Origin of the sequence: Acinetobacter sp. V110_1 (genome assembly GCF_031798975.1) — a bacterium.
In the GTDB taxonomy this organism is placed as follows: domain Bacteria; phylum Pseudomonadota; class Gammaproteobacteria; order Pseudomonadales; family Moraxellaceae; genus Acinetobacter; species Acinetobacter nosocomialis_A.
Genome location: NZ_JAVQNN010000012.1, coordinates 172,541 through 199,006, shown reverse-complemented (window position 1 = coordinate 199,006; position 26,466 = coordinate 172,541). Strand labels below are relative to the sequence as shown.

Sequence of the window (26,466 nt, the reverse complement as noted above, 5' to 3'; positions counted from 1 at the left end):
CAAAATTAAATGGACTCATATTAAAGCAACTTATGTCCGAAGGTCGGTTTCTGACCTTCGGATATGGTGCTGAATAAAGGTGTACAGGAAGTGACACCAACATTGGAGATAATGTTATGGATGCAAACAATAAGCACGAGTTAAAACAAGGCTTATCCAATCGGCATATTCAACTCATCGCACTCGGAGGAGCGATCGGAACAGGGTTATTCTTAGGTCTTTCTCAAACAATTAAATTGGCTGGTCCTTCAATTTTATTAGGATATGCAATTGCAGGGGTGATTGCCTTTTTAATTATGCGTCATTTGGGCGAAATGGTTGTTGAAGAACCGGTAAGTGGTTCTTTTAGTTATTTTGCGAACAAGTATTGGGGCAAAATGGCTGGTTTTATGTCAGGCTGGAACTATTGGGTGCTGTATGTGCTGGTGAGCATGGCCGAACTGAGTGCAATTGGTACTTTTATACAGTTTTGGTGGCCTGAAATTCCGACATGGATGACTGCATTATTTTTCTTTATTTTAATTAACGGCATTAACTTGGTAAATGTCCGCTTTTTTGGGGAATCCGAGTTCTTATTTTCGTGCATTAAAATTGTTGCCATTTTAAGCATGATTGGCTTTGGTGCTTATCTATTATTTTCAGGTTCAGCAGGTCCACAAGCTGGTGTTGCAAATTTATGGCAACACGGTGGTTTCTTCCCGCATGGTATTCATGGCTTTATTATGGCTTTGGCTGTGATTATGTTCGCATTTGGTGGCTTAGAGCTTATCGGTATCGCGGCGGCAGAAACCAAGAAACCAGAAACAACAATTCCAAAAGCAGTGAACCAGATTGTGTACCGCATCCTGATTTTTTATATTGGTGCAATTGGTATTCTTTTATGCCTTTACCCTTGGAATATGGTGGCAGAAGGCGGTAGCCCATTTGTCATGATTTTCCAGTCACTCAATAGTAATGGCGTAGCAAATGTTCTGAACTTTGTGGTCTTAATTGCTGCTATTTCGGTTTATAACAGTTGTATTTATTGTAATAGCCGTATGTTGCATGGTTTGGCAGAGCAGGGTAATGCTCCGGCAATTTTGAAAAAAGTAAACAGCCGTGGTATTCCGGTTCCAGCAGCAGTTGTTTCTGCCTCAATCACAGCAGTCTGTGTGGTGGTGAACTATTTAATCCCTGGTCAAGCTTTTCAGCTCTTTATGATGTTGGTTGTGGCTGCACTTGTTATTAACTGGCTTATGATTTCAGTCACGCATTTGAAATTTACCAAAGCAATGAAATTACAACGTCGCCAAACTAAGTTCCAAAGCATTATGAGTCCATGGAGTAATTATTTAACCATTAGCTTTGTATGTTTCATTCTTATAATTATGGCGATGACGCCAGATATGAGACTGGCTGTAATTTTAGGACCTATTTGGTTAGCGGCTTTAGCTATCATGTATTTCTTGAAGTACCGCAAAAAAATGGTCCCAATGCCAGAAATACAATCAAACTAATATGCTAAATTGACAGTGATATTGCGGTTATCTGACAAAGAGCAGGTAACCGTTTATCTTTTTGTCATAATATTTTCATGTTAGAACGAAATAATTTTTTAAAAATAAATATGACATGTAAAAATTTGAGAAATGTGTCAATAAATTAACTTTGTAATATCAATTTATTAAATTCTTTAAGCTTTTATAATTTAAGAATAATTGTAATTTTATCAATTTGGGTGATTGTCATATTTAATATAAAATTGAGGTAACACAACCCTTATAAAATAAGATTAAATAATTGATATAAAATAGATTTAGAAATGTGACAATGAACATTATAAAAATCATGAAAGCGTCATCATACTGTAACTTATTTGTCATATTTTCTATTCACAATGCAGCTATCGAAGAGCGTACAAGCACTCAACAAAAAGTGACGTACAACCTATTGCATTAATGAGAGAGAACAGAATGCGCTTAAATCCACGTCAAATCGCAATTGCGTTAGCAGTAACTGGGGCCGCTGTAACAACGACTGCAAATGCAGCTCGTGATACGATTCAAATTGCTGGTTCTTCAACTGTATTACCGTTTGCCAGCGTTGTAGCTGAAGAGTTTGGTAATACATTCCCTCAATTTAAAACTCCTGTTGTAGGTTCTGGTGGTTCTTCTGCTGGTTTAAAACAATTCTGTCAAGGCGTTGGTGACAACACAATCGACGTTGCAAACGCTTCTCGTAAAATTAAAACTACAGAAATTGAAGCTTGTAACAAAGCTGGCGTAAAACAAATTCAAGAAATCAAAATCGGTTATGACGGTATCGTATTTGCGTCTAGCTCACACAAAGCAGCTTATAAATTAAAACCTTACCATGTGTTTGCTGCTTTAGCTGCACAGTTACCTTCAAAAGGTAAATTGGTTCCAAACCCTTATACAAACTGGAACCAAATTGACAAATCACTTCCTAACGAACCTATTACGCTTGTAATTCCTGCGTCTAACCACGGTACGCGTGAAGTTTTCCAAGAAAAAATGGTTGATGCTGGTTGTGAATCATACGAATACTTCAAAAACCTAGATAAAGATGCTCAGAAGAAAGCATGTTCGACTTTCCGTAAAGACGGCCGTGTAATTGAAATTGCTGGCGACTATACAGAAACTCTAGCTCGCTTAAAAACTTCTCCAAGTGCAGTAGGTGTATTTGGTTTAAGTTTCTATGACATGAACCGTGACAAGTTACGTGTAGCATCAGTAAACAACGTACTTCCTTCTGAGAAAACTGTGTTAAATGGTACATACCCTGTATCTCGCCCATTATTCTTCTATGTAAAAGGCGAACACTTAAAATCAGTTAAAGGTTTACCACAGTATGTAGAATACTTCCTAAGCAAAAAAGCGACTGGTAAAGGTTCTAAAGCTGAGCGTGACGGTTTAATCGCGATGTCTGATGCAGAACGCGCTAAAGTCTTAGCTGACTTTAAAGCAGGTAAAACTGTTAAATAAATTGTTTTGAATAGGGGCTGGTGATCCCAAGTGATCATCAGCCTTTTTGTCTAACACGTTTTTCCCAAATTATGACAATTGAGAAAACAGTGGAGAATACATGAATCTGCTACTTATCGGTGTGTTGTTAGCCCTTGTGGCAATTGCATATCAACTTGGGCTGAGAAAAAGCCGTAACCTAGCAGGTAAGGGAAGCAACTCGGCGACATTACATTCTCGTCCTGGTTATTATGGCGCACTGGTTGGACTTTGGTGCGGTATCCCTGCTTTTTTAATTTTGATGATTTGGAACTTAGTTGAACCAAATATTTTAAATCATATTATCTTTAATAATGTTCCAGCTTCTGTGTCAGCTTCTCTTGATGAAGCAGCAAGAAGTGTACTTGTTGATCGAGTTCAAGCGATTGCTTCTGGTTTTGGGGTAAGTGATCATCCGGCAGCTTATGAGTTGGCTGCTGCTCAGCAATATGCAAAATTTCAAACTATTGGCTCTTTTGCCAAATTTGCCGTTGTTGTATGTGCTGCATTATTAGGTTTAGTCTGGGCAAAGAAAAAAATCAGCCAAGAATATCGTGCACGTAACCAAGTTGAACGTGCCATTAATGTTGGTTTGATCTTGTGTTCTGGCGTGGCAATTTTGACCACAATCGGCATCGTAATGTCGATGTTTGGTGAAGCAATGCGCTTCTTCCATTTTGTAAGTCCAATTGACTTTTTCTTTGGTACAGAATGGAACCCTGGCTTTAGTACTTCAGGTAATGCTGAAGGTAGTTATGGGTTACTACCATTGCTATGGGGTACGCTCATGGTCAGTGGTATTGCTTTATTGGTTGCTGTACCTGTTGGCTTAATGATTGCGATTTATTTAGCTGAATATGCTTCACCATGGCTACGCTCATGGGCAAAACCAACGATTGAAGTTTTAGCGGGTATTCCAACAATTGTTTATGGTGTTTTTGCCATGATGATTATTGGTCCATTCTTTAAAGCTGTGGGTGCTCATATTGGTATCGAAATTAACGCAACCAGTGCACTGACTGCCGGTTTCGTAATGGGAATCATGATTATCCCATTCGTTTCATCTTTATCTGATGACATTATTACTCAAGTTCCTCGTGCACTTCGTGATGGTTCACTCGGACTTGGCGCAACCAAATCAGAAACAATTCGCCAAGTGGTTTTACCAGCAGCATTACCGGGTATTACTGGGGCATTTTTATTGGCTGTATCGCGTGCCGTGGGGGAAACCATGATTGTGGTTTTGGCAGCGGGGAACAGTCCACTTCTACATGCAAATCCGTTTGAAGCTGTTTCGACAGTCACCGTAACCATCGTAAAACAGTTAACTGGCGATACCGATTTTGCAAGCCCACAGGCCTTGGTGGCATTTGCACTGGGTTTAACACTCTTTGTAATCACCTTGGGATTAAACATTGTTGCACTGTACATTGTGCGTAAATACCGTGAGCAATACGAATGAGTACATCAAATACATCGTCTCCTATGGATCAGAACGTATTTGATCCACAAGCTGCTGCTCAAGCACGTGATCGCCGTAAAAAAGTGATTGAAAAGTCATTGGCTAAACGTCACCGCAAAGAAAAAGCTTTCCGTTTTGCTGGTTTATCGGCAGTGGTTATTGGTCTTGCATTCGTAGCGCTATTGTTTGGTAGTATTTTGGCAAAAGGTTTACCTGCTTTTTGGCAAACCAGTATGAATGTACCAGTTTACTTCGATCCTAAAGTGATTGATGCCGGTCCATTGCCAGCACGTACTCAAGGTGAAACACCTGCGCATTACCAAGAACGTTATGTAGCTTGGCAAACAAAAATGGGTATGGTGGATTGGGATAGCCTGATCGTAAATGGTATGGTCGCTAAAGATCCTTCACTTGAGTCACAACGTGATTCTTTACGTAGCCTTTACGCAAGCTCTGAAGCTTATCGTTTGCGTGACATGGTATTTGCTGACCCATCGCTGATTGGTAAAAAAGAGAACCTTACTTTCTTAGGCGATGCTAACGTAGATGTATGGTTAAAAGGCAATATTGACCGCTCATTACCAGATGACCAGCAACAGCTTGATCCGGAAATCCGTAAGCTTGCAGATGATTTGAAAGCAAAAGGTATTCTCGAAAATACGTTTAATACCAACTTATTTAAAAATCCAGACTCTCGTAGTTCACCAGCAATTAGTGGTCTTGCAGGGGCATTCATGGGCTCGTTATTTATGATGCTGATTGTGATCATTATTTCGATTCCAATTGGTGTGGCGAGTGCTATTTATCTGGAAGAGTTTGCTCCAAAGAATGTCCTTACAGATATTATTGAAGTCAACATTAATAACCTTGCAGCTGTTCCTTCAATTGTGTTCGGTTTACTTGGTGCAGCCATTTTTATTGGTTGGATGCATTTACCATTGTCGGCTCCATTTGTCGGTGGTTTGGTATTAAGCTTAATGACATTACCAACAGTCATTATTACAACTCGTGCGTCTTTAAAAGCTGTCCCACCATCAATTCGACAAGCTGCACTCGGTTTAGGTGCTTCTAAAGTACAAACCGTTTTCCATCATGTTTTACCTTTGGCTATGCCGGGCATCATGACAGGTTCAATTATTGGTGTTGCACATGCGCTTGGTGAAACTGCGCCGTTACTTTTAATCGGAATGAGTGCATTCGTTGCAAGTATTCCAACCACTCCATTTGATCAAGCAACTGCTTTACCTGTTCAAGTTTACTTATGGCAGGGTAATGAGTTGCGTAACTTCTTCGAAGGCCGTACTGCTGCTGCGATTATCGTACTTCTTGCATTAATGATTGGTTTAAACAGCCTTGCAATTTGGTTACGTAAAAAGTTCGAAGTGCGTTGGTAATAGAGGATAAATAATGAATACTATTGATATTACGAATTCCTTAGAAAAGGATAAGTTAGTGAATACTGAACAATCTCAATTTACAGATAAGCCGCTGAATCATGGCACTTCATATGTTTCGCATTTTGAACCACAAACTTCAAAAAAGCAGAACTCAACAGAAATCAAAATTAGTGCACAAGATGCCCATGTTTATTATGGCGACTTTGAAGCAATTAAAGGCATTGATTTAGATATCTATCAAAATGAAGTGATTGCATTCATTGGACCATCAGGTTGTGGTAAATCGACTTTCCTACGTACTCTAAATCGTATGAATGATACGATTGATGGTTGCCGTGTAACAGGTAAGATCACTTTAGATAATAAAAATATCTATGATCCAAATCTGGACGTTGTATTGCTACGTGCTCAGGTGGGCATGGTATTCCAAAAGCCAAACCCATTTCCTAAATCTATTTTTGATAACGTTGCTTATGGACCAAAGCTACACGGTCTAGCACGTGATAAATACGACTTAGAAGAAATCGTTGAAAATAGCTTGCGTAAAGCGGGCTTATGGGAAGAAGTGAAAGATCGTTTGAATCAGCCGGGTACAGGTTTATCTGGTGGTCAGCAACAACGTTTATGTATTGCACGTACGATTGCAGTAAGTCCTGAAGTCATTTTGATGGATGAACCATGTTCTGCACTTGACCCAATTGCAACAGCAAAAGTGGAAGAGCTTATTTCAGAACTTTCTGATCAATATACGATTGTGATTGTAACGCACTCAATGCAACAAGCAGCACGTGTTTCAGACCGTACAGCTTACTTCCATTTAGGTGATTTAATTGAAGTAAACTCTACAGAAAAAGTATTTACCCAGCCTGACCATCAATTGACAGAAGCTTACATTACTGGCCGTTTCGGTTAATTTATAGCTGTAAAAGAAAAAGAGCCTTGTGCTCTTTTTTTATTTAATAAATGAAAATGAATCTATTTTGCAAAATCGCTATTGAATTTTAATCAAAAGAACCACATCTTAAGGCTATAAAGACAAACTTATGAGCATAGAATTTTATGTTATTCCATTTGCCTAAACTCCCTGCGGAAATACGTGTTAGTCATTTAAATGCACGTGTAAATGAACAGAGAAAAAAAATTGCACAAACGACAGCAAGTCGTTTAGAGCTTTTACAATTAGCTCAACAACTTGCGAAAGAAGCTAAAATCCGCCGTAAGAACAATCAGAAAATTTTTGTTTTGGATTTTAAGGGTGATATTCAGGCATCTGCAGTTGAAAATCTTCGTGAAGAAATCACACTTATTTTAGCAACGGCTAAAGCCGGACGGGACCGTGTTGTGGTACGCCTTGAAAGTCCGGGTGGTATGGTTCATGGTTATGGACTGGCAGCAGCTCAGTTGGTTCGTTTGCGTGACGCAGGTTTTCATTTAACAATTTGTGTCGACAAAGTCGCTGCAAGTGGTGGTTATATGATGGCTTGTATTGCCAATGAAATTATTTCTGCGCCATTTGCTGTTGTTGGTTCGATTGGTGTAGTTGCTCAGGTTCCAAATTTCAATCGTCTTTTAAAACAGCATAACGTTGACTTCGAACTTTATACAGCAGGGCAATATAAGCGTACTGTGACCATGTTTGGTGAAAATACACCTGAAGGTAAGGCGAAGTTTGAAGAAGAGCTACAACAAACACATATCTTGTTTAAGCACTTTGTAGAGAAGTACCGTCCACAGCTTAATGTAGACAAGGTTGCTACAGGTGAGCATTGGTATGGACAAGATGCTTTAGATTTGAACCTTGTAGATAAACTAGAAACTTCTGATGAGTATCTATTAGCGTTGTTACCTCAGCATGATGTCTATGTGATTAACACACGTAAAAAGGCAACTTTGGGTGAAAAGTTAGGTCTACAAGCGGCCCAAATGGCAGATAGTTTGATTCCGGCGGTAATGAATAAAGTTGCAGATACATTGGCAAAAGCGAATTCAACTTTAGTGCAAATGCGCGATACGAAGTTTTAATTAAGATATATTTTTAACGAAAGAGTACCTTTATAGGTGCTCTTTTTTTATGGGGGTGATTAAATCTATTTGATTAATATTTGTTTAAGTTTCAATTGCCAAAGTTGTGATTATTTTTGATTTTTTGAGTTTTGTGATGTCAAAAACGTTATCGCATATTGATATTCTTATAAGAATCTTACACATCATTATTATGGTTGCGTTTGTTGGTGCTTATTTTACAGGAGATAGTGAGGACTTACATCAGGTGCATATGATGTTTGGTTATATCCTCCTGATGAGTATTACCACACGGGTTATCTGGCATTTTTTAAGTCCCCGTATTTCAAATACTGCGCCATTTGGCATAAAGAAGCGGAGCAGTATGGCATTCAACGCAATTAAAAAGCCGTTTAGTCATGCAAATTCAGTAAGTATTTTTTCGAAAAATTCAATTCAATTGATCAGTATTGGGTTATTTCAAGCTTCGATTGTATTTATTTTCATACTCATTCCTGTTGTTGTAGCACTTGGATATGGAACAGAGCACTTTACTTATTCTTTGAGAGACTTACATTCATTTTTCGCAAACTTATTTTTAGCTTTGGTTATATTGCATCTTTCAACGCTTATTTTAAATAGCATTCTTGCTAAACGCTTTCAGGGCTGGACTATGCTTAAAATGACATGGGAAGATAAAAAAATAACTAAATTTATGACATTATTGGTGTTAGTTCTTGTCGGAGCTTTTAGCTTTGTTTATTTAAGAATGTAATATATAAGGTGCATATGAATCCTGTTTGAAGTTATATTTTTTAATGAGAATTCAAAAAATATTGTTGATAAATATACTTATTGAATTGTGGTAGATAAGTGATTTTGATATTTTAGGCAATAATAAAATAGCTTTTAGATGTTTCATTTAAAAAGTTACACATTTAAAAATATAACTGAAATTCAGGATAGGAAATAATGACAAGAATAATTGTGGCATCCAAAGAGGGTTTGGACGTTCTGCAAGATGGTCAGCTTGATAAAGTAGTTTTAAACCAGCCTACTATTATTCAAATTGGTATCAGTCAAAAAGATATTGCATCGATGGAAAAACAGGGTGGACGCCTAGTCCTCCATTTAAAAAATGGAGAGACCATTGTCTTAGAAAATTTCTTTAATGAAGCAATGAATACAACAGAGCATTCACTTGTTTTTCCAACAGAGCAAGGGAAGTTTGTTGAAGCACAATTCGATGCCCAAGGCAAAGTGATCGATTATAAAGGCTTAAATCACGTTACAGATTTGGGCTATGCCAGTACGAGTTCAACAGCTGCAACTATGGCGGTTGATAGTGATCCAAGTTTTTCGATGGGTAATGTACTCAAAGCAGGTCTAGCAGTTCTAGCTGTGGAAGGATTATATCTTTGGGCTTTTAAGAAAGATGATAAGGATGACTCAGCAAGTGCACCTGATTTAATCGCGCCTGCTGCTCCTACCGCTACGCTTGCTGATGATACCGTGACAGTGACTGGTAAAACTGAAGCAAATGCAAAAATCTATCTTAAAGATGCTGCAGGCAATACAGTCGCATCGGGTGTTGCAGATGCAAGTGGTAACTACACGATTAAATTAGATAAGCCTCTAGTGAATGGGGACAAATTAAATGTTATTGCCCAAGATGCGGCTGGAAATAGCTCTAAAGCTACGGTTGTAACAGGTACAAAAGATACAATACCTCCAGATACTCCACAGGCTCAATTGAGCGATGATGGTTCATTATTGACTGGTAAAGCAGAGGCAAATGCAAAAATTACAGTTTATGATGCCACTGGCAAAGTACTAGGTTCTGTTTTTGCAAATAAAGATGGTATTTATTCTTTAAAACTTACTCCGCCATTAACTGGTGAGGCGGGCGGTAAAGTTATTGCTGAAGATGCTGCAGGTAATAAATCTGAAGAAGTTAAGATTATTGCGGGTAAAGACACCGTGCCACCAGCTTCTCCTTTTGTTGAAGTCAACAAAGAAGGGTCGGTAATTCATGGTAAAACTGAAGCCAATGCAAAAGTTCAAATCAAAGATGCAGATGGCAATGTCATTGGAACTGGCATGGCGGATGCCCAAGGCGAATTTCAAATTACGCTTTCACCTGCTTTAAAAGAGTCTCAAAAAGGGACAGTAGTTGTTGAAGATGCAGCCGGTAATGCGTCTAAGCCTGTCGAAATTAAGCCAGGTTTTGACTCGATTGCACCAGATAAACCAACGGCTCAAATTAATACAGATGGTACTTCGGTAACTGGTACAGCGGAAGCCAATGCTAAAATTGAAATTAAAGATGCAACTGGTAAAGTAATTGGTACTGGAACAGCAGATGCGAATGGAAAATTTACCATTACTATTTCGCCAGCATTGACTGACAATAACCACGGTGCTGTTTCTGCGATTGATAGTGCAGGAAATAGATCTGAAAGTCTGGATATTGTGGGTACAAAAGATACTATACCTCCGACCAAACCTATCTTAAACAGTGTAGAAGATGATATAGGTGACCTCAAAGGTGCTATCGCGGCAGGTTCGGAAACTGACGATGCTAGGCCAAAACTTACAGGTTCAGGTGAAGCAAATGCAACACTTACGATTTATGATAATGGTGTTGCAATTGGGGTGGTGACTGTAACGGTGGGTAGATCTTGGTCATTTACTTTTGATAAAGACTTAACTCTTGGTAAGCACAGCATTACTTTAACCCAAACCGATGCAGCAGGGCTGACCAGTGAAGCAAGCTCTCCATTTACTTTTTATGTGGTTGCACCGAAGGTCGCGAGTCTGGCCGATGCTTCAGTCAATACCTTAAGTACAGAAGCTCCATCTTTGGCAGATAGTGTTGGGTTACATACTTTAAAGGTTGCACAAAATACGACAACTGAGCCGACTAGTCAGCAGAAAACTGTTCCTGTAGATGATTTGCTAAAAAGCTCTTCTTTAAACGAATCAGATCCTGTCTCAAAACTTCTATCATCGGCAGCATTAAAAACGACTCAGCCTCCTGAGCAAAATGATGTAAATACTTCAATTGATCAGACAACAAATCTTGATCATCTTTTGCCAAATACGACTTCTTCACCTTTGCAAAATATTTTAGAGCAAACCTATCCGGTTGTTTAACAGGCCATTTGATAAAAAATAAAAAGCGCTCAAAGAGCGCTTTTTATTTACGGTTTATTATCTAATTTGGGTGATGTTATCAAGGCGAAAAGCCCATAGAGGATTGCGCCAATTGTGGCGAGTAACATATCTTTATGTGCATCCCACATATCACCTTGTTGCCCATTATAGTTTTCCGCTTGTTCAGGTGATAAACCAATTGCGATTGCCCATTCGATCAGTTCATAAAAGACACTTGATGCCATCACGAATTGGACTACAAGTAAAAATAGAGAAAAAGGTCGTGCAGTCGGCAACCATACTTGGAAAACACGATAAATAAGAGGGTAGAGCAAAACACCATAGGCAAGATGAACTAAACGATCATACATATTACGAGACCAGCCCATGTACTCATCTAAGTTAAAATGAAAGATGTGTTGAATCCAGTCATTATACGGAACGTATGAATAGAGATAATGAGCACCAATTACGTGGATTAAAAGAAACAGTAAATAAAAACAAAAACTTAAAAAGTCGAGTCCAATTTTTTTGAAAATAATAAAAAGCAGAATCACCATAAAAACAGTGCCAGCTTGATGAAGTAAATAAGCCTCAAACTCAAGTGGTTGAATACCTGAAATAATAATGGCAATCAAAAGCAGGCTGAGTGCAATATAGTGTTTAAGTTGAAATTTTTTTTCGATCATTTTCTAGATAAGACTTCTTTTGATAAATATGAGTGTAATAAAAAAGCGAAGCCTCAGCTTCGCTTTTATCAACTTTTTTAATTAGATTTTGCTAATTAAATCGTTAATTTGTTTTGCTTGTTCAGCTGCGTTACCTGTGTAAGTTGCAGGTGTAAGCTCAGCTAAACGAGCACGTTCTTCGCTTGGTACTTGAGCAAGTTCATTACCATTTACGAAGTCAACCATCATGTCACGAGTCATTGCTTGACCACGAGTTAAAGCTTTTAACTTCTCGTATGGTTTTTCAACGTTATAACGACGCATAACTGTTTGAATTGGTTCTGCAAGAACTTCTTGAGCTTGGTCAAGGTCTTCATTTAAGCGGTTTGCATTGAGTTCAAGTTTACCAATACCTTTTAAGCACGCATCAAAAGCAATTAAGCTTTGAGCAAAACCAACGCCCATGTTACGAAGTACAGTTGAGTCAGTTAAGTCACGCTGCCAGCGAGAAATTGGTAATTTTTCGCCTAAGTGAGCCAACACTGCATTTGCAATGCCTAAGTTACCTTCAGAGTTTTCAAAGTCAATTGGGTTTACTTTGTGTGGCATAGTTGAAGAACCAACTTCACCTTCTTTAAGTTTTTGTTTGAAGTAACCTAAAGAGATATAACCCCATACGTCACGGTTAAAGTCGATCAAAATTGTATTGTAACGACGTAACGCATCAAACAACTCAGCCATGTAGTCATGTGGCTCAATTTGAGTTGTGTATGGGTTAAATGTTAAACCTAAAGATTCAACAAAAGCTTGTGAGTGCGCTGGCCAATCAACATCTGGGTAAGCAGAAAGGTGAGCATTGTAGTTACCTACTGCACCATTGATTTTGCCGAGTAACTCAACATTTTCAAATTGCTTGATTTGGCGAGCTAAACGATATGCAACGTTCGCCATTTCTTTACCCAAAGTTGTTGGGCTAGCAGTTTGACCATGTGTACGAGACAACATCGGTTGTTCAGCATGAGTCGTTGCTAAAGCAGAAATTGCATTTAAAATTTGCTTCATGCTTGATACTAAAACTTCACGGCCGTTTTTAAGCATAAGCGCATGAGACAAGTTGTTGATGTCTTCTGATGTACAAGCGAAGTGAATGAACTCACCCGCATTTTGTAATTCAGCAATACCAGCAATTTTCTCTTTCAAGAAATATTCAACTGCTTTTACATCATGGTTAGTTGTACGTTCAATTTCTTTAATGCGATTCGCATCTTCTTCAGAGAAGTTGCTTACGATTGCATCTAAAGCTGCATTTGTTTCAGCTGAGAAAGGAGCAACTTCAATAATTTCTGGACGGTTAGAAAGCGCTTGTAACCAACGCACTTCTACAGTGACACGAGCATGAATTAAACCAAACTCAGAAAGAAAAGGGCGTAGCGCATCACATTTGCTGGCATAACGTCCATCTAATGGTGATAGTGCGGTTAAAGCGTTCATAACGATTCCTTAATGCTGGAATAAACATAAAACAAAAATAATCTCGTTACAGACTTAGATAACTTGGTACTGTAAGCGAGCAAGTGCTTGAATATCCTGTAGCAATTTACGTTTGCTAAAAATCATGTTCCATGAACTACCGCCGAGTTGTCGCCATAAATGAGCCATTTGTAGCCCTGTAAACAGACAAGCACGAATACGGTTGGTATGGTTGGTATCTTTAAATGCCTCAGCATTACCACGAACTAAAATGCGTGGATTAATTTGCCCGGCAGTATCAACATAGGTTTGCGCCAAATTGGCTAAAATACTTGGGTGTAAATAGTTATTATCAAAAAAAGAAAGCTGTTTTAAAATCTTCTGCTGCGCTTTTTCAATAATCGCCACATATTCAGGATTGCTATAGACCTTCTTTTCTAATTGCAAAAGTGACATTGCATAAGACATGGGAAGTTTTGCACTACGCATTTTAGGCAAACGAGACTTAGGCGCATTGGTAAAAGGCTGGGTAATACAATTTTCGAGAGTTTTTAGACCTAACGAAATATCAGCCAGTTGATTAAAAAAATCTAATGTCTGAACGGTATTATTATTTGTTGTAGGGCGAATATTTAAACTCGCCTTTATTAATAACTCAAAATAGAAGTTACCACTTTCACCAATACTTTGCTGACCTGTCATAGCAGTCATATGTGTAAGCTGGGTCGCTTGGAATACCCCAGCTAAAGCAAGGGCACGGTTTTGGCGAACATTCAAGGCTTGTGATTGTTGAAAGGGTAACTCCACCATGCCACTCATTCCCTTAAATAAAATTTGGTGTAGGGGCATTTGTATGGTGAATCACACCCCCGCCTAGGCAAACTTCATCTGAATAAAATACAACACTTTGACCCGGTGTAACTGCGCGTTGAGGTTCATCAAACTCAACACGAATACCGTGTTCACTATTTTCATCAATAAACACTGTGCAAGCCTGATCAGGCTGGCGGTAACGTGTTTTAGCGGTACAACGTAATCCTTCAGCTGGAATATGTTGTTCACCTGCTACCCAGTCAATGGACTCACTCCAAAGCTGTGTACTTTGCATCAGTGGGTGTTCATGTCCTTGACCTACAACTAAACGGTTATTGGCTACGTCTTTATGAAGTACAAACCATGCACCTTCTGCTGCACCTTTCATACCGCCTAGACCAATACCACCACGCTGACCGAGCGTATAGTACATCAGACCGTGATGTTCACCAACTTCTTTACCGTTATCCAATACAATTTTACCTGGTTGAGCGGGTAAATATTGTTTAAGGAAGTCATTAAAACGGCGTTCACCGATAAAACAGATACCAGTTGAATCTTTTTTCTTCGCAGTTGCTAAGTCCAGTTCTTCGGCAATTCTGCGAACTTCTGGTTTTTCAATTTCGCCTACAGGGAACAGGGTTTTATTGATTTCACGCCCATGCACTGCATGTAAAAAATAGGTTTGATCTTTATTGTTATCTAAACCACGTAATAAAGGTGCATATGCTTCACCTTTAGAGTTGTAAGCAGTTTCAGCACGACGAGCATAATGACCTGTTGCAATAAAATCTGCACCTAAAGTCATGGCATGGTCTAAAAATGCACGGAACTTAATTTCTTTATTACATAAGATATCTGGGTTTGGGGTGCGGCCCGCTGCATATTCAGCCAAGAAGTGTTCGAATACACGATCCCAATATTCCATAGCAAAGTTTGCGGTATGGAGTTTAATACCGATTTTATCAGCTACTGCTTGAGCATCGGCTAAATCTTCCATTGCTGTACAGTATTCCGTGCCGTCATCTTCCTCCCAGTTTTTCATGAAAAGACCTTCAACTTGATAACCCTGTTGAAGTAAAAGCGCCGCAGAAACAGATGAATCTACGCCACCAGACATACCGACGATGACACGTTGTTGCATAGGACTAGGCATCCAAATGAGAAGTTAATGAGGGAGAGAAAGGGTGCTCATAAATAAGAGCTAAAGGATAATGGTGGCCTTTTATAGCATCTTCAATGGCTTTAATGACTAAAGGACTACGAGCACGGGCAGATTCTTGAAGCTCATCTAGAGTCATCCAGACAGCAGAAACAATACCTGTATCAAGTTTAGGGTCGCTTTCGACTTGAGTGACATGTGCTAAAAAGCAGAAGCGGTAGTAAGTACGGTCCGGAAACATGGGTGGGGTATATGTATAAATACCAAGTAAGGCATCTATCTCAACATGGTGACCCGTTTCTTCAAGTGTTTCACGAATAGCAGCTTCTGTTAGCGTTTCACCACATTCCACATGACCAGCAGGTTGATTAAACACAGTGTGTACAAAACCTTCGCTATGTTCTTCGACAAAAAGATAGCGTCCATCTTTTTCTACGACTGTAGCGACAGTGACATGAGGAGTCCATGCGGCCATAAAAAAGCACCATGAATTTAAAAGTCGTATGATACGAAATTTAGGGGTTTTTGGCTACGGTGATCTTACAAACGATAGAGCACTCTAAAAACTCTATCGTTTGAAAAAACTGAGTACGATTTAATTTGTTTGGTTATCTTTATGGTTATTTTGCACTTTTACATAATGTCTTGCTGAATAAGGTAAAAATGCCAATTCTTTTTCATTTAGAGGACGTACTTGCTGTACAGGGCTTCCAACATATAGATAACCACTTTTTAAGACTTTACGAGGTGGAACTAAACTGCCCGCACCAATCATTACATCATCTTCAATAACGACATCATCTAAAATGACGGTATTAATTCCGACTAGTACGCGGTTACCAATCGTACAGCCATGTAAAGTAACATGATGACCTACTGTTACGTCTTCACCAATAATAAGAGGTGAACCATTGGGTTTCGAATCATTTTTATGGCTCACATGTAACATACAGTGGTCTTGTACATTACTGTTTTTACCAATTTGAATGCTATTTACATCACCGCGAATGACTGCAAAAGGCCAAACCGAAACATTTTCGGCCAATTTAACATCACCAACAACCACTGACATTTCATCAATGTAACAGCTTGGATCAATTTGTGGATGATGATCTAAATAAGGACGGATGTTTTTTGTCATGAGAAGCATCAAAATAAAATTTAATCGAATTATAAAATAAAAAAGCACTCAAGCTAATAGCATGAGTGCTTAATCCAACTACTCTAAACTTAGAATAAGTTGCTGAAGAATTGTTTGATATGGTCAATCATACGTGCGAAGAAACTTGCTTCTTCAACTGGTTTTAATGCAACAAGAGGTTTTTCAGCAATGACTTTGCCATCTAAACTTGCAACAAGTTTACCCACCACTTGGCCTTTTTGTAGAGGAGCATTAAGGTTTGGTTGTACAACTAATTGAGTCTTAATGCCACCAGCTTTGCCTTTAGGCATAGTAACGTTAAAGTTCTCTGCTAAACCAATTTGAACTTCATTTTCTTTACCGAACCATACTTTCGCTTTTGCAAGAACTTGGTTTGCAGGTTGAACATTTGCAGTTTCAAAGTTCGCAAAGCCCCAAGACAACAATGAACGAGTTTGATTAGCACGTTCATTAACGCTGTCGGTACCGAAAATCACTGAGATTAAACGCATTGGACCACGTTTACTCGAAGTTGTTAAGCAGTAACCAGCTTCATCTGTATGGCCTGTTTTTAAACCATCAACACTTGGGTCAGTGTAAAGTAAAGCATTACGGTTACCTTGCTTGATACCGTTAAATGTAAATTCTTTCTCAGAGTAAATTGGATAGTATCTTGAGCTATCTTTAATAATATGCTGAGCTAAAACTGCCATATCTTTTGCAGTTGAATAATGACCTTCAGCAGGTAAGCCTGTAGAGTTCATAAATTGGGTATTTGTCATACCAATACGTTTTGCTTCCTGATTCATCAGGTGAGCAAAAGTACCTTCATTTCCGGCAATGTGTTCAGCCATTGCTTTTGATGCATCATTACCAGACTGAATGATAATACCTCGAAGCATTTCTAAAACAGTAGCTGTGCCATTTAATGGTACATACATACATGATTCAGCGCTGCTTCCTTTACACCAAGCTGATTCGTTCATACGAACCTTTTCGTTCTCGGTAAGTTCACCTTTTAATAATTTTTGTTCAATGATGTAGCTTGTCATCATTTTAGTCATAGAAGCAGGAGCAAGCTTTTCATTTTCATTTTTAGAAGCGAGAATTTGTCCTGTCTCGTAATCCATTAATACATAAGACTTATTATTTAATTCTGGCGGAGCTGATAAGACAGTTGCTGCATAAGAAAAACTTGGTAAGAGGAGGAGTGCAGCAATAGCGCTTTTTCGAGTCATTCTAGGTAATTCCAATATCTTGTGTGAAGCAGAAGAGCCTAGCATTTTAGGACAAAGCAAAGCCGACTTCTATGGGGGAAGTCGGCTTTTTCAAACAGTATTGTAACTAGAGAGTTTTTAACTAATTTAGTTTTGCGATTGATAAGCTTTTACGTCTTGACAAACTAACGTGTTTTGCTCGTTACCAGCAGCTTTTGCATCATTACGTGCTTCTTTTAAGACTTTCTTGAAACTTTTGTCTTTAGTACGTTTTTCTAAAGCGGCAACTGGATCTGCTTCATTTGGTAAATAATCTTTTACAAGACGCTCATAACCTTGAGCAAATTCTGCATCTTTTTTACCAATCAAACTTGGGCAAATTTCAGAAAGTACTTGAATTGCTGCTAATTCTTCCGGTGTAGTACCTTTGGTCGGTGTAACTTCAACAACATTTTCATTTTCAGTTTTCTTTTCAGCTGTTTTTTTCTTGTCAGCAGCATAACCCACTGTTGCCATTGTCATGAGTAAAACAACAGAAAGTGATTGAACTAAGCTTTTTTTCATAAACATGGATAACCTGAAACAAAAATTTGAAATATGCCGATAGCTTAAACAATTTAAACGCTAAAAAAATGGAAAAAATGTATTGTTATGTAGGTTTTCTGCTTTACATAAACAGAAAACCCTCCAAAGAAAAGCGTATTGAACGAATTAAGCTTAGTCTTTGTAATTTACAACTTCTTCACAAAGTTCATGTTGCTCATGATGATCCATTTCTTTTGCAGCTTGGCGAGCTTCATTTAATAAAGTTTTATACTCTGCATCATTTTGCAGTGCAGAGAAGGTAATTGCTTTATTGGAATAACCGCCGAGGTACATCGCAATAATCTTTTTAGTATTGGTTTCAAGATTTTTATTTGCGCCAACAAAAGTAGGGCAAATTTCTTGTAAAACTTGAGTAGATGCAATGTCATCTTTAATTAAGCTGTCAGCTTCTTGTGTCGAGATACCCTCATCAGCAAAAACCGTTTGCGTACACAATGTGATACTGATCCCCAATACTTGAAAAAAAGGAGCGAAAGTTTTCATTTTTTCACAATTTTATAATGCTATGGAGTCATAAATATATATAATTCAACAAATAATTCAATTGAGAAAAACCTTCGGGTTTATTTGTCGAGAAAGATTTTTTGTGAATATTCTAATTGCGAACGATGACGGTGTATTTGCACCAGGTATACAAGCTTTAGCTGAAGCGTTAAAACCACTAGGCCGTGTTGTTGTGGTTGCTCCGGAAAGTGAAAGAAGTGGTTTTTCGAGTGCGTTAACACTCGATCGTCCTTTACGCCCTATTCAAATTGCTGAAGATGTATGGGCAGTCAATGGAACACCAGCCGATTGCGTCTATTTATCTATGAATGGATTATTCGATTTCGAATTTGACTTGGTGGTGAGTGGAATCAACAGTGGCGCAAACTTAGGTGATGACGTTCTGTACTCAGGAACAGTCGGCGCTGCCTTTGAAGGGCGCTTAATGAAACAGCCTGCAATTGCGATTTCTTTGGCTGGGTCGGATGTACGCTCATACAACCATAAAGATGATTATGCTCAAGCAGCCAAATGGGTGCATGACTTTATTGCCAAAGGTTTACCTGCACTACCGCCGCGACATATTTTTAATATTAATATTCCAGATGTGCCACAGCTTAAAGGGACTCAGATTACTTACCAAGGCCGTCGTGCTCAGTCTAAACCAATTACAAGTCATGTTGACCCAAGAGGAAGACAGGTTTACTGGATTGGTCTAGCAGGTGAAGCGGTTACGGACCCACAGCGTATTGCCAGCCAAGTTCAGTCTGACTTTTTTGCGGTTGCGAACGGTTTTGTAAGCGTAACTCCAATTCAGATGGATGCAACAAACTATGCGGTTTTAGAAGATTTGCAGGCAAGTCTGGGCTAATAATCTGGGCCAAATGTTATAACTTTGTGAATAAAGAAAAAGAGGAACATGTTTCCTCTTACTTTTTTGGTACTCTTAGCCGAAATGATTTGTAGCATTTAGTGAGGGAGATCGATGCATTTAACTGGGCAACAAAGCAGATCGCATATTCAAAGAGACAATATAATGAAAATTATGATGTTGTCTGTAGCTGTAGGTTTCACTGTTGCAATGGCAGGGTGTGCTTCTAAACCACAAATTAATAATAGTTCTCGCTATTCAATGGCTCCTAACTATTACACCGTTCGTTCAGGTGATACTTTAAGTGGTATCGCAATGCGTTATGGTTTGGATTATCTCAGTGTTGCAGAGATGAATGATATTGCTCCGCCATATCGTATTTATGTCAATCAATCACTACGATTGAAAAAATCTTCTTCACCAAAAACCGTGTCGACACAAGTCATGGCGCAGCAAGAACCAATTAAGCGTCAAACCATAGCATTACCGACAACCACAACAACCCCACCAAAAACGACGGTTACTACACCACCACCAAGAACGGTTGCACCAACCACCAATACTACAGTGGGTGTCTCTGTTCCAAGTTCAAGCTTGCGTTGGGTGAAACCAAATAGTGGTCCAGTGATCCAAGGATTTAATTTGGCGAATAATGTCAAAGGAATTCGTTACGGTGGTAACCAAGGTGACCCGATTTATGCTGCGGCTGATGGTCAAGTTGTATACGCGGCCGATGGTTTAAAAGAATATGGTAATCTCGTTTTGATTAAACATATTGATGGCTATATCAGTGCGTATGCCCACAATAGCAAGATGATGGTGAAGAGTGGAGATAATGTAACCGCGGGCCAAAAGATTGCTGAGATGGGGTCTTCAGGGGCTTCTCGTGTCATGCTTGAGTTCCAAATTCGCCTTGACGGTAAACCAATCAATCCAGCAAATCTTTTACCAAATTAGCTAATGCAATAAATATAGGTTTCCTCGTATAATGCAATTGGTTGCTTTCATTACAACAATAAGCATTTTTTATAAATTTAGAATTAGATTTGAGGAAACCTATGTTAGATCAGCTTCGTGCGATGGGTGTTTTTGCTTGTGTGGTTGAAAAAAGTTCATTTAGTGGTGCGGCACGTGAATTAGGCATTACAACAAGTGCTGTAAGTCAGCAAATACGTTCTCTTGAAAATGAAATGGATGTAATTTTATTACACCGTTCTACTCGAAAACTTAGTTTGACAGAGGCTGGACAGGCTTTTTTCTCAAGTTGCCAAGAAATGTTGGCGGCAGCAGAAAGAGGCAAAATCAGAATCAATGAATTGCGAGATGATTTGATTGGTGATTTGCGTATAGCAACTACACCTGATTTAGCAGTTCAGCACATTATTCCTGCGTTATCTCACTGGATGTCTGCCCATCGTGGTTTATCTGTTCATTTTGAAGTGGGGCATCGTTATATCGATCTAATTGAAGAGCGAATTGATATTGCAGTGCGTATGAGTTCTACACCAGTAGAAGAGAGTAGTACTGTAGTTCCTATGGCTTTTGTTGATCAGATTTTGGTAGCCTCTCCCAGCTATCTCAATCAATCAAGCCCGATTTTGCATCCGAATGATTTAAACAACCATGAATTGCTTTCTATCAATGCAATGAATGAATCACGCAGTTTTAGTTTCCAACATGCTAAAACCGGTGAAAAATTACATATAGAGATGGTAAGCCGTTTGCAAAGTAATAATTTGCAAGTTGCTAAAGCCTTATGTCAACAGGGACATGGTATTGCCAGAATCTTATATTTAGATGCTCAAAAGGAACTTAAAGCTGGTTCTTTAATTGAAATCCTTCCAGATTGGAAACTCCCAGCTTTCACTTTATATGCAGAGATCGCAAAACACGATCAACAGCCAATGAAGATTCAGCGTTGTGTTGAAGCGCTGAAACAGTATTTTAGCCAATTGGCAGGCGGAAGAGCCATGCAAATTGTTCGCTAATTTGATCTTATTCATAAAAAAGGGCTTGTGATTACAAGCCCTTTTTTATTGAGGTTATTTTTGCTTCAGAGTCGCAACTTCTTCTTGATTTTCTTGTGGAAGATCATCAGCTGTGAGCTCTTCATGCTTTTTGATTTTTTTCTTATTTTTCTTTTTCTTCTTTGGCTCCTCTTCAATTTCTGCACCGTCCTCAATGGCTTGCCAATATTCGAGTTGCTCCATTACAGCAGCATAAATAGAGTGTTTACTGTACTTACCTTTTTTGTCGAGTGTACCGACAGGGCGGGCCATTAAAATCTCAAGCGCTTGATCGATAGTATCAATCGCATGGATATGGAATTGACCACTTTGTACCGCATCAATCACATCTTGACGTAACATCAAATGCTGCATGTTTTGACGTGGAATAATCACACCTTGTTTGCCAGTTAAACCTTGTAATTTACAAGCATCATAGAAGCCTTCAATTTTGGCATTTACACCACCAATTGGTTGAACTTGGCCTAACTGGTTCATAGAGCCAGTAATTGCCCACGATTGATCAATTGGTATTTGGCTAATTGCTGAAATTAATGCAGAAAGTTCGGCAACTGTTGCACTGTCGCCGTCCACTTGCCCATAACTTTGTTCAAATGCAAGCGCAGCAGAGAAATGTAAAATCTGTTCACGGCCAAAGTGAGCTTTCAAGAAGCTAGACATGAGCAACACGCCTTTAGCATGTAGTGAACCACCAAGTTCTACACTACGTTCAATATCAAGAATATCGCCGCCACCTTGATAGACTGATGCAGTCAAACGTGAAGGTAAACCAAACTCAACATCTGCATAGTGAATGACGGAGAGGGCATTGATTTGACCTAAACGATGACCAGAAGTTTCGATTAATTGAGTTCCACGCGACAGATCTTGCCAGTAAAGCTCTCTTAAATAGCCTAAGCGGTATTGTCTATGTTGTAGCGCAAGGTTAATGTGCTGGTCAGTTACAATCTTTTCATTGGCTTTAAATGCATGATGATGCGCTTCGCGAATCAGGTCACCCAAAGTTGAAGCATGTAACGACAACGAGCTTTGATCTTCTGCCTGACGGCTTGAATCGGTAAGTAAAGCTGCTAAAGCACTGCGGTCAAACGGAAGTAATTTATCTGCTTGTACATAGTCAGCAATTAGCTGCATGTAAGCTTGTTCATTTTCGTCATTACGTTGTAATGTATCGGTAAAATCTGCACGAATTTTAAATACACTACCAAGCTCTGGTTCTACTTCTAAAATTTCATAATAAATTTCAGGTTCCGCCATAAGAACCACTTTAATATCAAGTGGAACTGCAGCAGGTTCTATCGAGATAGAACCTGTTAACGTCAACATATGTTCAAGAGAAGAGAGCTTGAGCTGGCCTGATTTTAAGGCACGCTTTAAACCTTGCCATGCATAAGGCTGTTCGAGTAATTGCTCGGCCTCAAGCATTAAAAAACCACCATTCGCTTGATGTAGAGCACCTGGGCGAATGAGAGTGAAATCTGTGGTAATTGTACCGTTGTGAGTAAGTTGTTCTACATGACCAAGCAAGTTGTAGTGCGTTGGGAAATCTTCAAAAATAACCGGTGCACCGCTGTTTGGTTTGTTTGAGACAATCACATTGGCTTGATAGCGTGCTGGCACACGATTGAACATAGCTGGAGCAAAGTCATCTTCTTCTTGTTCTAAAATGAGCTCAACGTTGTCAATTACATCTTGCGCATACTGTTTTAAATAATCTTCAAGGCCTTTGACTTGACCATATTTATTTAAAATCAAATCCATGCGTGGCATAACCACTTGAGTCGCAATGTCTCGATTTAACACAGACACTTTGTCACGTGCGTCATCTTCTAAATCGCCTAAATGCAAACCAAGACGTTCGAGCTTTTTATCCATGTAACGAACATTAGCTGCGATCTCAGCACGCTGCTTGGTATTTAAAGCATCAATTTCTGTTTGAGTCAGTTCTTGCACCTGATCATCTTTTACTTGTACAGGTACAAAACCATGTTTCTCATTTCGAGAAATCAATTTTAAATCGAGCTCTTCGCCTTCTTTGGTTAACTCAACCAGCGCTTGTTGTTGTTCATCTCCGGTTTCTTCACGGATACGCTCAATACGGTTATGGTAAGTTTCGGCACTAAAACGGCGCTCAAGCTGTTTTAAAATAATTTGCCAAGTTTGGTGAAGGGTATGCTGAAACTTGGTTCCTTGCCCAGCAGGGAAGCGTAGAGCAAGTGGTTGGCGTGCTTGCTTAAAATTATAGACATATACCCAGTCATCTGGAGTAGGCATTGTTTTCGCATGTTGTTGGAGTAAACGCTTAATCATGGTGCGTTTACCCAAGCCTGCCGTTCCTACTGCAAAAATGTTATAACCAGAGTAGGGTAAAGAAATGCCTGCTTCTACCGAAGCTTTGGCACGGTCTTGCCCTAAAAAGTTATTAAGCGGTTTTATACGTTTTGTAGAAGCTGGGATATTTTCGAAATTTGGAATATGCGTAAGTTGTTCGGGTTTTAAGGCTGTTTTATCCAAAGTCATTTTTATATCAGGTTGCTCAAAAGCTGAAGGAAATGCATTTATTGTGACGTTTGTGGTGTTTGTTTTAGCGAGTGATAAAGTTGAAGTTGTCACTTGATCAAGTTTTTGTGTCACTGTTGATATCCAGCAAAAGAAAACGAAGGTTGAAGATTAAAGGTATACAGGTTTAGCATAAAATATCAAGCAAACTTGCTGCTTTTATCACCAAAACAAAACTTGATTGCAGAAAGAATCTTGAAAGCAATTGTAAGAAGCGATTGAATAGGCGCATTTATAATTTATGGAAAATAAAAAACGAATGACCACACAAACCTCTGGTTGGGTCTCGGCGTTTAAAGCATTTTTAGACCGTCGTGCATTAATTATGCTATTTCTGGGTTTTTCTGCCGGAATACCTATTTTACTAATTTTCTCTAGTCTTTCTTTATGGCTAGGTGAAGCGGGCATTGATAAAAGTGCAGTCACTTTTTTCAGTTGGGCAGCTTTGGGATATTCCTTTAAGTTTGTTTGGGCACCCTTAATTGATGAGTTACCAGTACCGGTCTTGACCAAGGCTTTAGGCCGAAGACGTGCTTGGTTGCTAATCGCGCAGTGTTTAATTGTGCTTGCGATTTGTACCATGGCTTTTGCCGACCCAGCTTTAGGTCATAGCTACCTTGTTCAAATGGCGGCAGGTGCAGTGTTGCTTGGGTTCTCGGCGGCAACGCAAGATATCGTGATTGATGCTTATCGTATTGAGTTAGCTGAAACTGAAATGCAGACGGTGTTAGCATCTACTTATAATGCGGGTTACCGTATCGGTATGATTGTCGCGGGTGCTGGTGCATTATTCTTAGCCGCACATTTAGGAACAGCTAAAGGCAACTATATTTACGAGGCGTGGAAAACCACCTATTTAACGATGGCAGCCGTCATGTCGGTAGGTATTATTACAACCTTGCTTGTCCGCGAACCTAAGGTTAATCGTGTATATAAAAACTATAAAACTACTGATTATTACCGTCTGGTTTTAGTCTTCTTTGTAGCGGTCATTTCGTTTGTCATAACTTATATTTACTCAGGTCAAATTACTGAGGCAATTTCTAAAGCTGGCGATATTCAAGACAGCGCAGCTTTATTTGGCTTAGAAGCTTTAAGATTTTTAACAGCAACAGGTACTGCCATTTTAGTCGGTTACATACTGGTGAAAATAGGCGTGGTCAACCAACAAATGGCAAAAGAAACTTGGATTGCACCAATTCTTGATTTCTTTAAACGCTATGGTGTCAAACTTGCGTTAGTGCTTTTATTCTTGATTGGTTTCTTCCGTATTTCAGACATTATTGCTGGTGTGATCTCAAATGTCTTTTATCAAGATTTGAACTTTAGCAAAGAGCAAATTGCCGAAGCTGTAAAAGTTTATGGTGTTATCTTTAGCTTGGTTGGTGGCTTCTTAGGTGGTCTATTAGCGCAGCGCATGAATATCATGAAACTGATGTTTGTTGGTGCTGTATTAGCAAGCTCTACTAACCTCATTTTCATTGGTTTGGTAAAATCTGGCAAACCGCTTGATATGGTTGATGTTCAAGTGGGTGATAAACATTATAAAGCTCAGCCAGATGAAGTGGGTTATTGGAAGATTAAAGTCCCGAGTTCCACTTTTGATGGGGCAAAACAAGTTGATGTAAAAGCTGGCTATGCTTTGCAAGGTCAACAAGCAGAGACCATAGTCCGAGTTCAACCTTTAGTAACAACGCATGCTGAACATGTACCCCTACAGATTTTACCTTTAATGGGAAGTGACCAAATCACTGCTAAATCTTCTGAAGGCAGTGTGGTTGTTCGTGGTCAGTACTTTGGCAAAGCTTTATCGCCTAACCAAAAGATTGTGGTGAATCTTGATGGGCAAAATTTTGATGCAAAAATGACAGATCAAAAAGGCGTGTTCAACGCTGCAATTGATATGCAAAAATTATTGTCATCACCAAGCAAACAACTTACTGCTTCGGTGGTTGAAGGAAACCAAAAAGTATTATCAGTTTCACATCAATATGAAGTCGCCTCAAACTCTGCACCAAAAGCTGAATTAGATGTGAACATCGAACCTCTACCATACATTGACACCAAGTCAGGTCAAGAAGTTGAGATTAGCGGTAAAGTCATCAAGCCTTATAGTTCACTGTGGCTCTACTTCGCAATTGTTGTAGATAATATGGCTTCGGGTCTTGCTGGTGCAGCATTTATTGCATTCCTTTCGAGTCTAACCAGTGTGTCATTTACTGCTGTTCAATATGCGATCTTTAGTTCACTGATGACCCTTACACCAAAACTTTTAGGTGGATATTCAGGTACCATAGTGAGTAATATTGGGTACCCAAACTTCTTTTTGATGACCACACTGATCGGGATTCCAATCTTAATTTTAGTGGTTTGGGTTGGAAAACTACTCAAAGATCATCAAACACATGAAACAGAAAAGGCAGGTGAATAA

General features: G+C 39.1%; 22 protein-coding genes. 12 read left to right on the top strand and 10 right to left on the bottom strand.

Annotation, left to right across the window (positions count from 1 at the left end):
* The first annotated feature begins 116 nt into the window (after positions 1–116).
* From RMA95_RS01380 to blp2, 8 genes are all read left to right on the top strand, one after another.
* The gene (locus RMA95_RS01380) at positions 117–1,496 is read left to right on the top strand and encodes an amino acid permease (RefSeq protein ID WP_311069376.1); all 1,380 of its coding nucleotides are present in this window, start codon (positions 117–119) and stop codon (positions 1,494–1,496) included.
* Positions 1,497–1,952: 456 nt separating this feature from the next.
* Entirely contained in the window at positions 1,953–2,984 is a 1,032-nt protein-coding gene (locus RMA95_RS01375; protein WP_002052826.1) for a substrate-binding domain-containing protein, read from the top strand.
* 100 nt (positions 2,985–3,084) lie between these two features.
* Positions 3,085–4,464 carry a phosphate ABC transporter permease subunit PstC gene (gene pstC, locus RMA95_RS01370; RefSeq protein ID WP_002052700.1) on the top strand — a complete coding sequence of 460 codons (1,380 nt, stop codon included), beginning with the start codon at positions 3,085–3,087 and terminating at the stop codon, positions 4,462–4,464.
* The gene (pstA, locus tag RMA95_RS01365; RefSeq protein ID WP_077169543.1) at positions 4,461–5,858 is read left to right on the top strand and encodes a phosphate ABC transporter permease PstA; all 1,398 of its coding nucleotides are present in this window, start codon (positions 4,461–4,463) and stop codon (positions 5,856–5,858) included. The genes pstC and pstA overlap by 4 nt, the downstream gene beginning before the upstream one ends.
* A gap of 13 nt (positions 5,859–5,871) precedes the next feature.
* Complete coding sequence (pstB, locus tag RMA95_RS01360; protein WP_004700130.1) at positions 5,872–6,774, top strand: phosphate ABC transporter ATP-binding protein PstB; 903 nt, start codon at positions 5,872–5,874, stop codon at positions 6,772–6,774.
* A 146-nt stretch (positions 6,775–6,920) separates the two neighbouring features.
* The gene (gene sohB / locus RMA95_RS01355) at positions 6,921–7,883 is read left to right on the top strand and encodes a protease SohB (protein ID WP_004700132.1); all 963 of its coding nucleotides are present in this window, start codon (positions 6,921–6,923) and stop codon (positions 7,881–7,883) included.
* 136 nt (positions 7,884–8,019) lie between these two features.
* Positions 8,020–8,637: a cytochrome b/b6 domain-containing protein gene (locus RMA95_RS01350; protein WP_311069375.1), complete on the top strand. Its 618-nt coding sequence runs from the start codon at positions 8,020–8,022 to the stop codon at positions 8,635–8,637.
* 197 nt (positions 8,638–8,834) lie between these two features.
* Positions 8,835–11,018, top strand: a complete 2,184-nt coding sequence (gene blp2 / locus RMA95_RS01345; protein ID WP_311069374.1) for an Ig-like repeat protein Blp2 — start codon at positions 8,835–8,837, stop codon at positions 11,016–11,018.
* Positions 11,019–11,065: 47 nt separating this feature from the next.
* Here blp2 and RMA95_RS01340 read toward each other — a convergent pair whose 3' ends face one another.
* The 9 genes from RMA95_RS01340 to RMA95_RS01300 form a co-directional block, all read right to left on the bottom strand.
* The gene (locus RMA95_RS01340) at positions 11,066–11,707 is read right to left on the bottom strand and encodes a DUF2238 domain-containing protein (RefSeq protein WP_311069373.1); all 642 of its coding nucleotides are present in this window, start codon (positions 11,705–11,707) and stop codon (positions 11,066–11,068) included.
* Between the two features lie 81 nt (positions 11,708–11,788).
* A complete protein-coding gene (gene purB / locus RMA95_RS01335) occupies positions 11,789–13,177 on the bottom strand; it encodes an adenylosuccinate lyase (protein ID WP_002052704.1) in 1,389 nt (462 codons plus the stop codon).
* 54 nt (positions 13,178–13,231) lie between these two features.
* A complete protein-coding gene (gene hflD, locus RMA95_RS01330; protein WP_000229973.1) occupies positions 13,232–13,966 on the bottom strand; it encodes a high frequency lysogenization protein HflD in 735 nt (244 codons plus the stop codon).
* A 13-nt stretch (positions 13,967–13,979) separates the two neighbouring features.
* Entirely contained in the window at positions 13,980–15,113 is a 1,134-nt protein-coding gene (gene mnmA, locus RMA95_RS01325; protein WP_031981789.1) for a tRNA 2-thiouridine(34) synthase MnmA, read from the bottom strand.
* Between the two features lie 4 nt (positions 15,114–15,117).
* The gene (locus tag RMA95_RS01320; RefSeq protein ID WP_174722977.1) at positions 15,118–15,606 is read right to left on the bottom strand and encodes an NUDIX hydrolase; all 489 of its coding nucleotides are present in this window, start codon (positions 15,604–15,606) and stop codon (positions 15,118–15,120) included.
* A 120-nt stretch (positions 15,607–15,726) separates the two neighbouring features.
* Positions 15,727–16,272, bottom strand: a complete 546-nt coding sequence (locus tag RMA95_RS01315; RefSeq protein ID WP_311069371.1) for a gamma carbonic anhydrase family protein — start codon at positions 16,270–16,272, stop codon at positions 15,727–15,729.
* 89 nt (positions 16,273–16,361) lie between these two features.
* A complete protein-coding gene (gene dacC / locus RMA95_RS01310) occupies positions 16,362–17,510 on the bottom strand; it encodes a D-alanyl-D-alanine carboxypeptidase PBP5/6 (RefSeq protein WP_174722975.1) in 1,149 nt (382 codons plus the stop codon).
* Positions 17,511–17,636: 126 nt separating this feature from the next.
* Complete coding sequence (locus tag RMA95_RS01305) at positions 17,637–18,059, bottom strand: MCR_0457 family protein (RefSeq protein ID WP_263614302.1); 423 nt, start codon at positions 18,057–18,059, stop codon at positions 17,637–17,639.
* A gap of 147 nt (positions 18,060–18,206) precedes the next feature.
* Positions 18,207–18,578 carry an MCR_0457 family protein gene (locus tag RMA95_RS01300; protein ID WP_263614301.1) on the bottom strand — a complete coding sequence of 124 codons (372 nt, stop codon included), beginning with the start codon at positions 18,576–18,578 and terminating at the stop codon, positions 18,207–18,209.
* 103 nt (positions 18,579–18,681) lie between these two features.
* Between RMA95_RS01300 and surE the strand changes: the two genes are divergently transcribed.
* The 3 genes from surE (at position 18,682) to RMA95_RS01285 (ending at position 21,437) form a co-directional block, all read left to right on the top strand.
* A complete protein-coding gene (gene surE / locus RMA95_RS01295; protein WP_311069370.1) occupies positions 18,682–19,449 on the top strand; it encodes a 5'/3'-nucleotidase SurE in 768 nt (255 codons plus the stop codon).
* A 114-nt stretch (positions 19,450–19,563) separates the two neighbouring features.
* Positions 19,564–20,406: a peptidoglycan DD-metalloendopeptidase family protein gene (locus tag RMA95_RS01290; RefSeq protein ID WP_311069369.1), complete on the top strand. Its 843-nt coding sequence runs from the start codon at positions 19,564–19,566 to the stop codon at positions 20,404–20,406.
* 101 nt (positions 20,407–20,507) lie between these two features.
* Positions 20,508–21,437: a LysR family transcriptional regulator gene (locus tag RMA95_RS01285; protein WP_263614299.1), complete on the top strand. Its 930-nt coding sequence runs from the start codon at positions 20,508–20,510 to the stop codon at positions 21,435–21,437.
* A 54-nt stretch (positions 21,438–21,491) separates the two neighbouring features.
* On the opposite strand, the gene RMA95_RS01280 is transcribed toward RMA95_RS01285, so the two are convergent.
* Positions 21,492–24,110, bottom strand: a complete 2,619-nt coding sequence (locus RMA95_RS01280; RefSeq protein ID WP_311069368.1) for an ATP-binding protein — start codon at positions 24,108–24,110, stop codon at positions 21,492–21,494.
* Between the two features lie 166 nt (positions 24,111–24,276).
* Here RMA95_RS01280 and RMA95_RS01275 point away from each other — a divergent pair, with 166 nt between their 5' ends.
* On the top strand, positions 24,277–26,466 hold the full coding sequence (locus tag RMA95_RS01275; RefSeq protein ID WP_311069367.1) for an AmpG family muropeptide MFS transporter: 2,190 nt from the start codon (positions 24,277–24,279) through the stop codon (positions 26,464–26,466).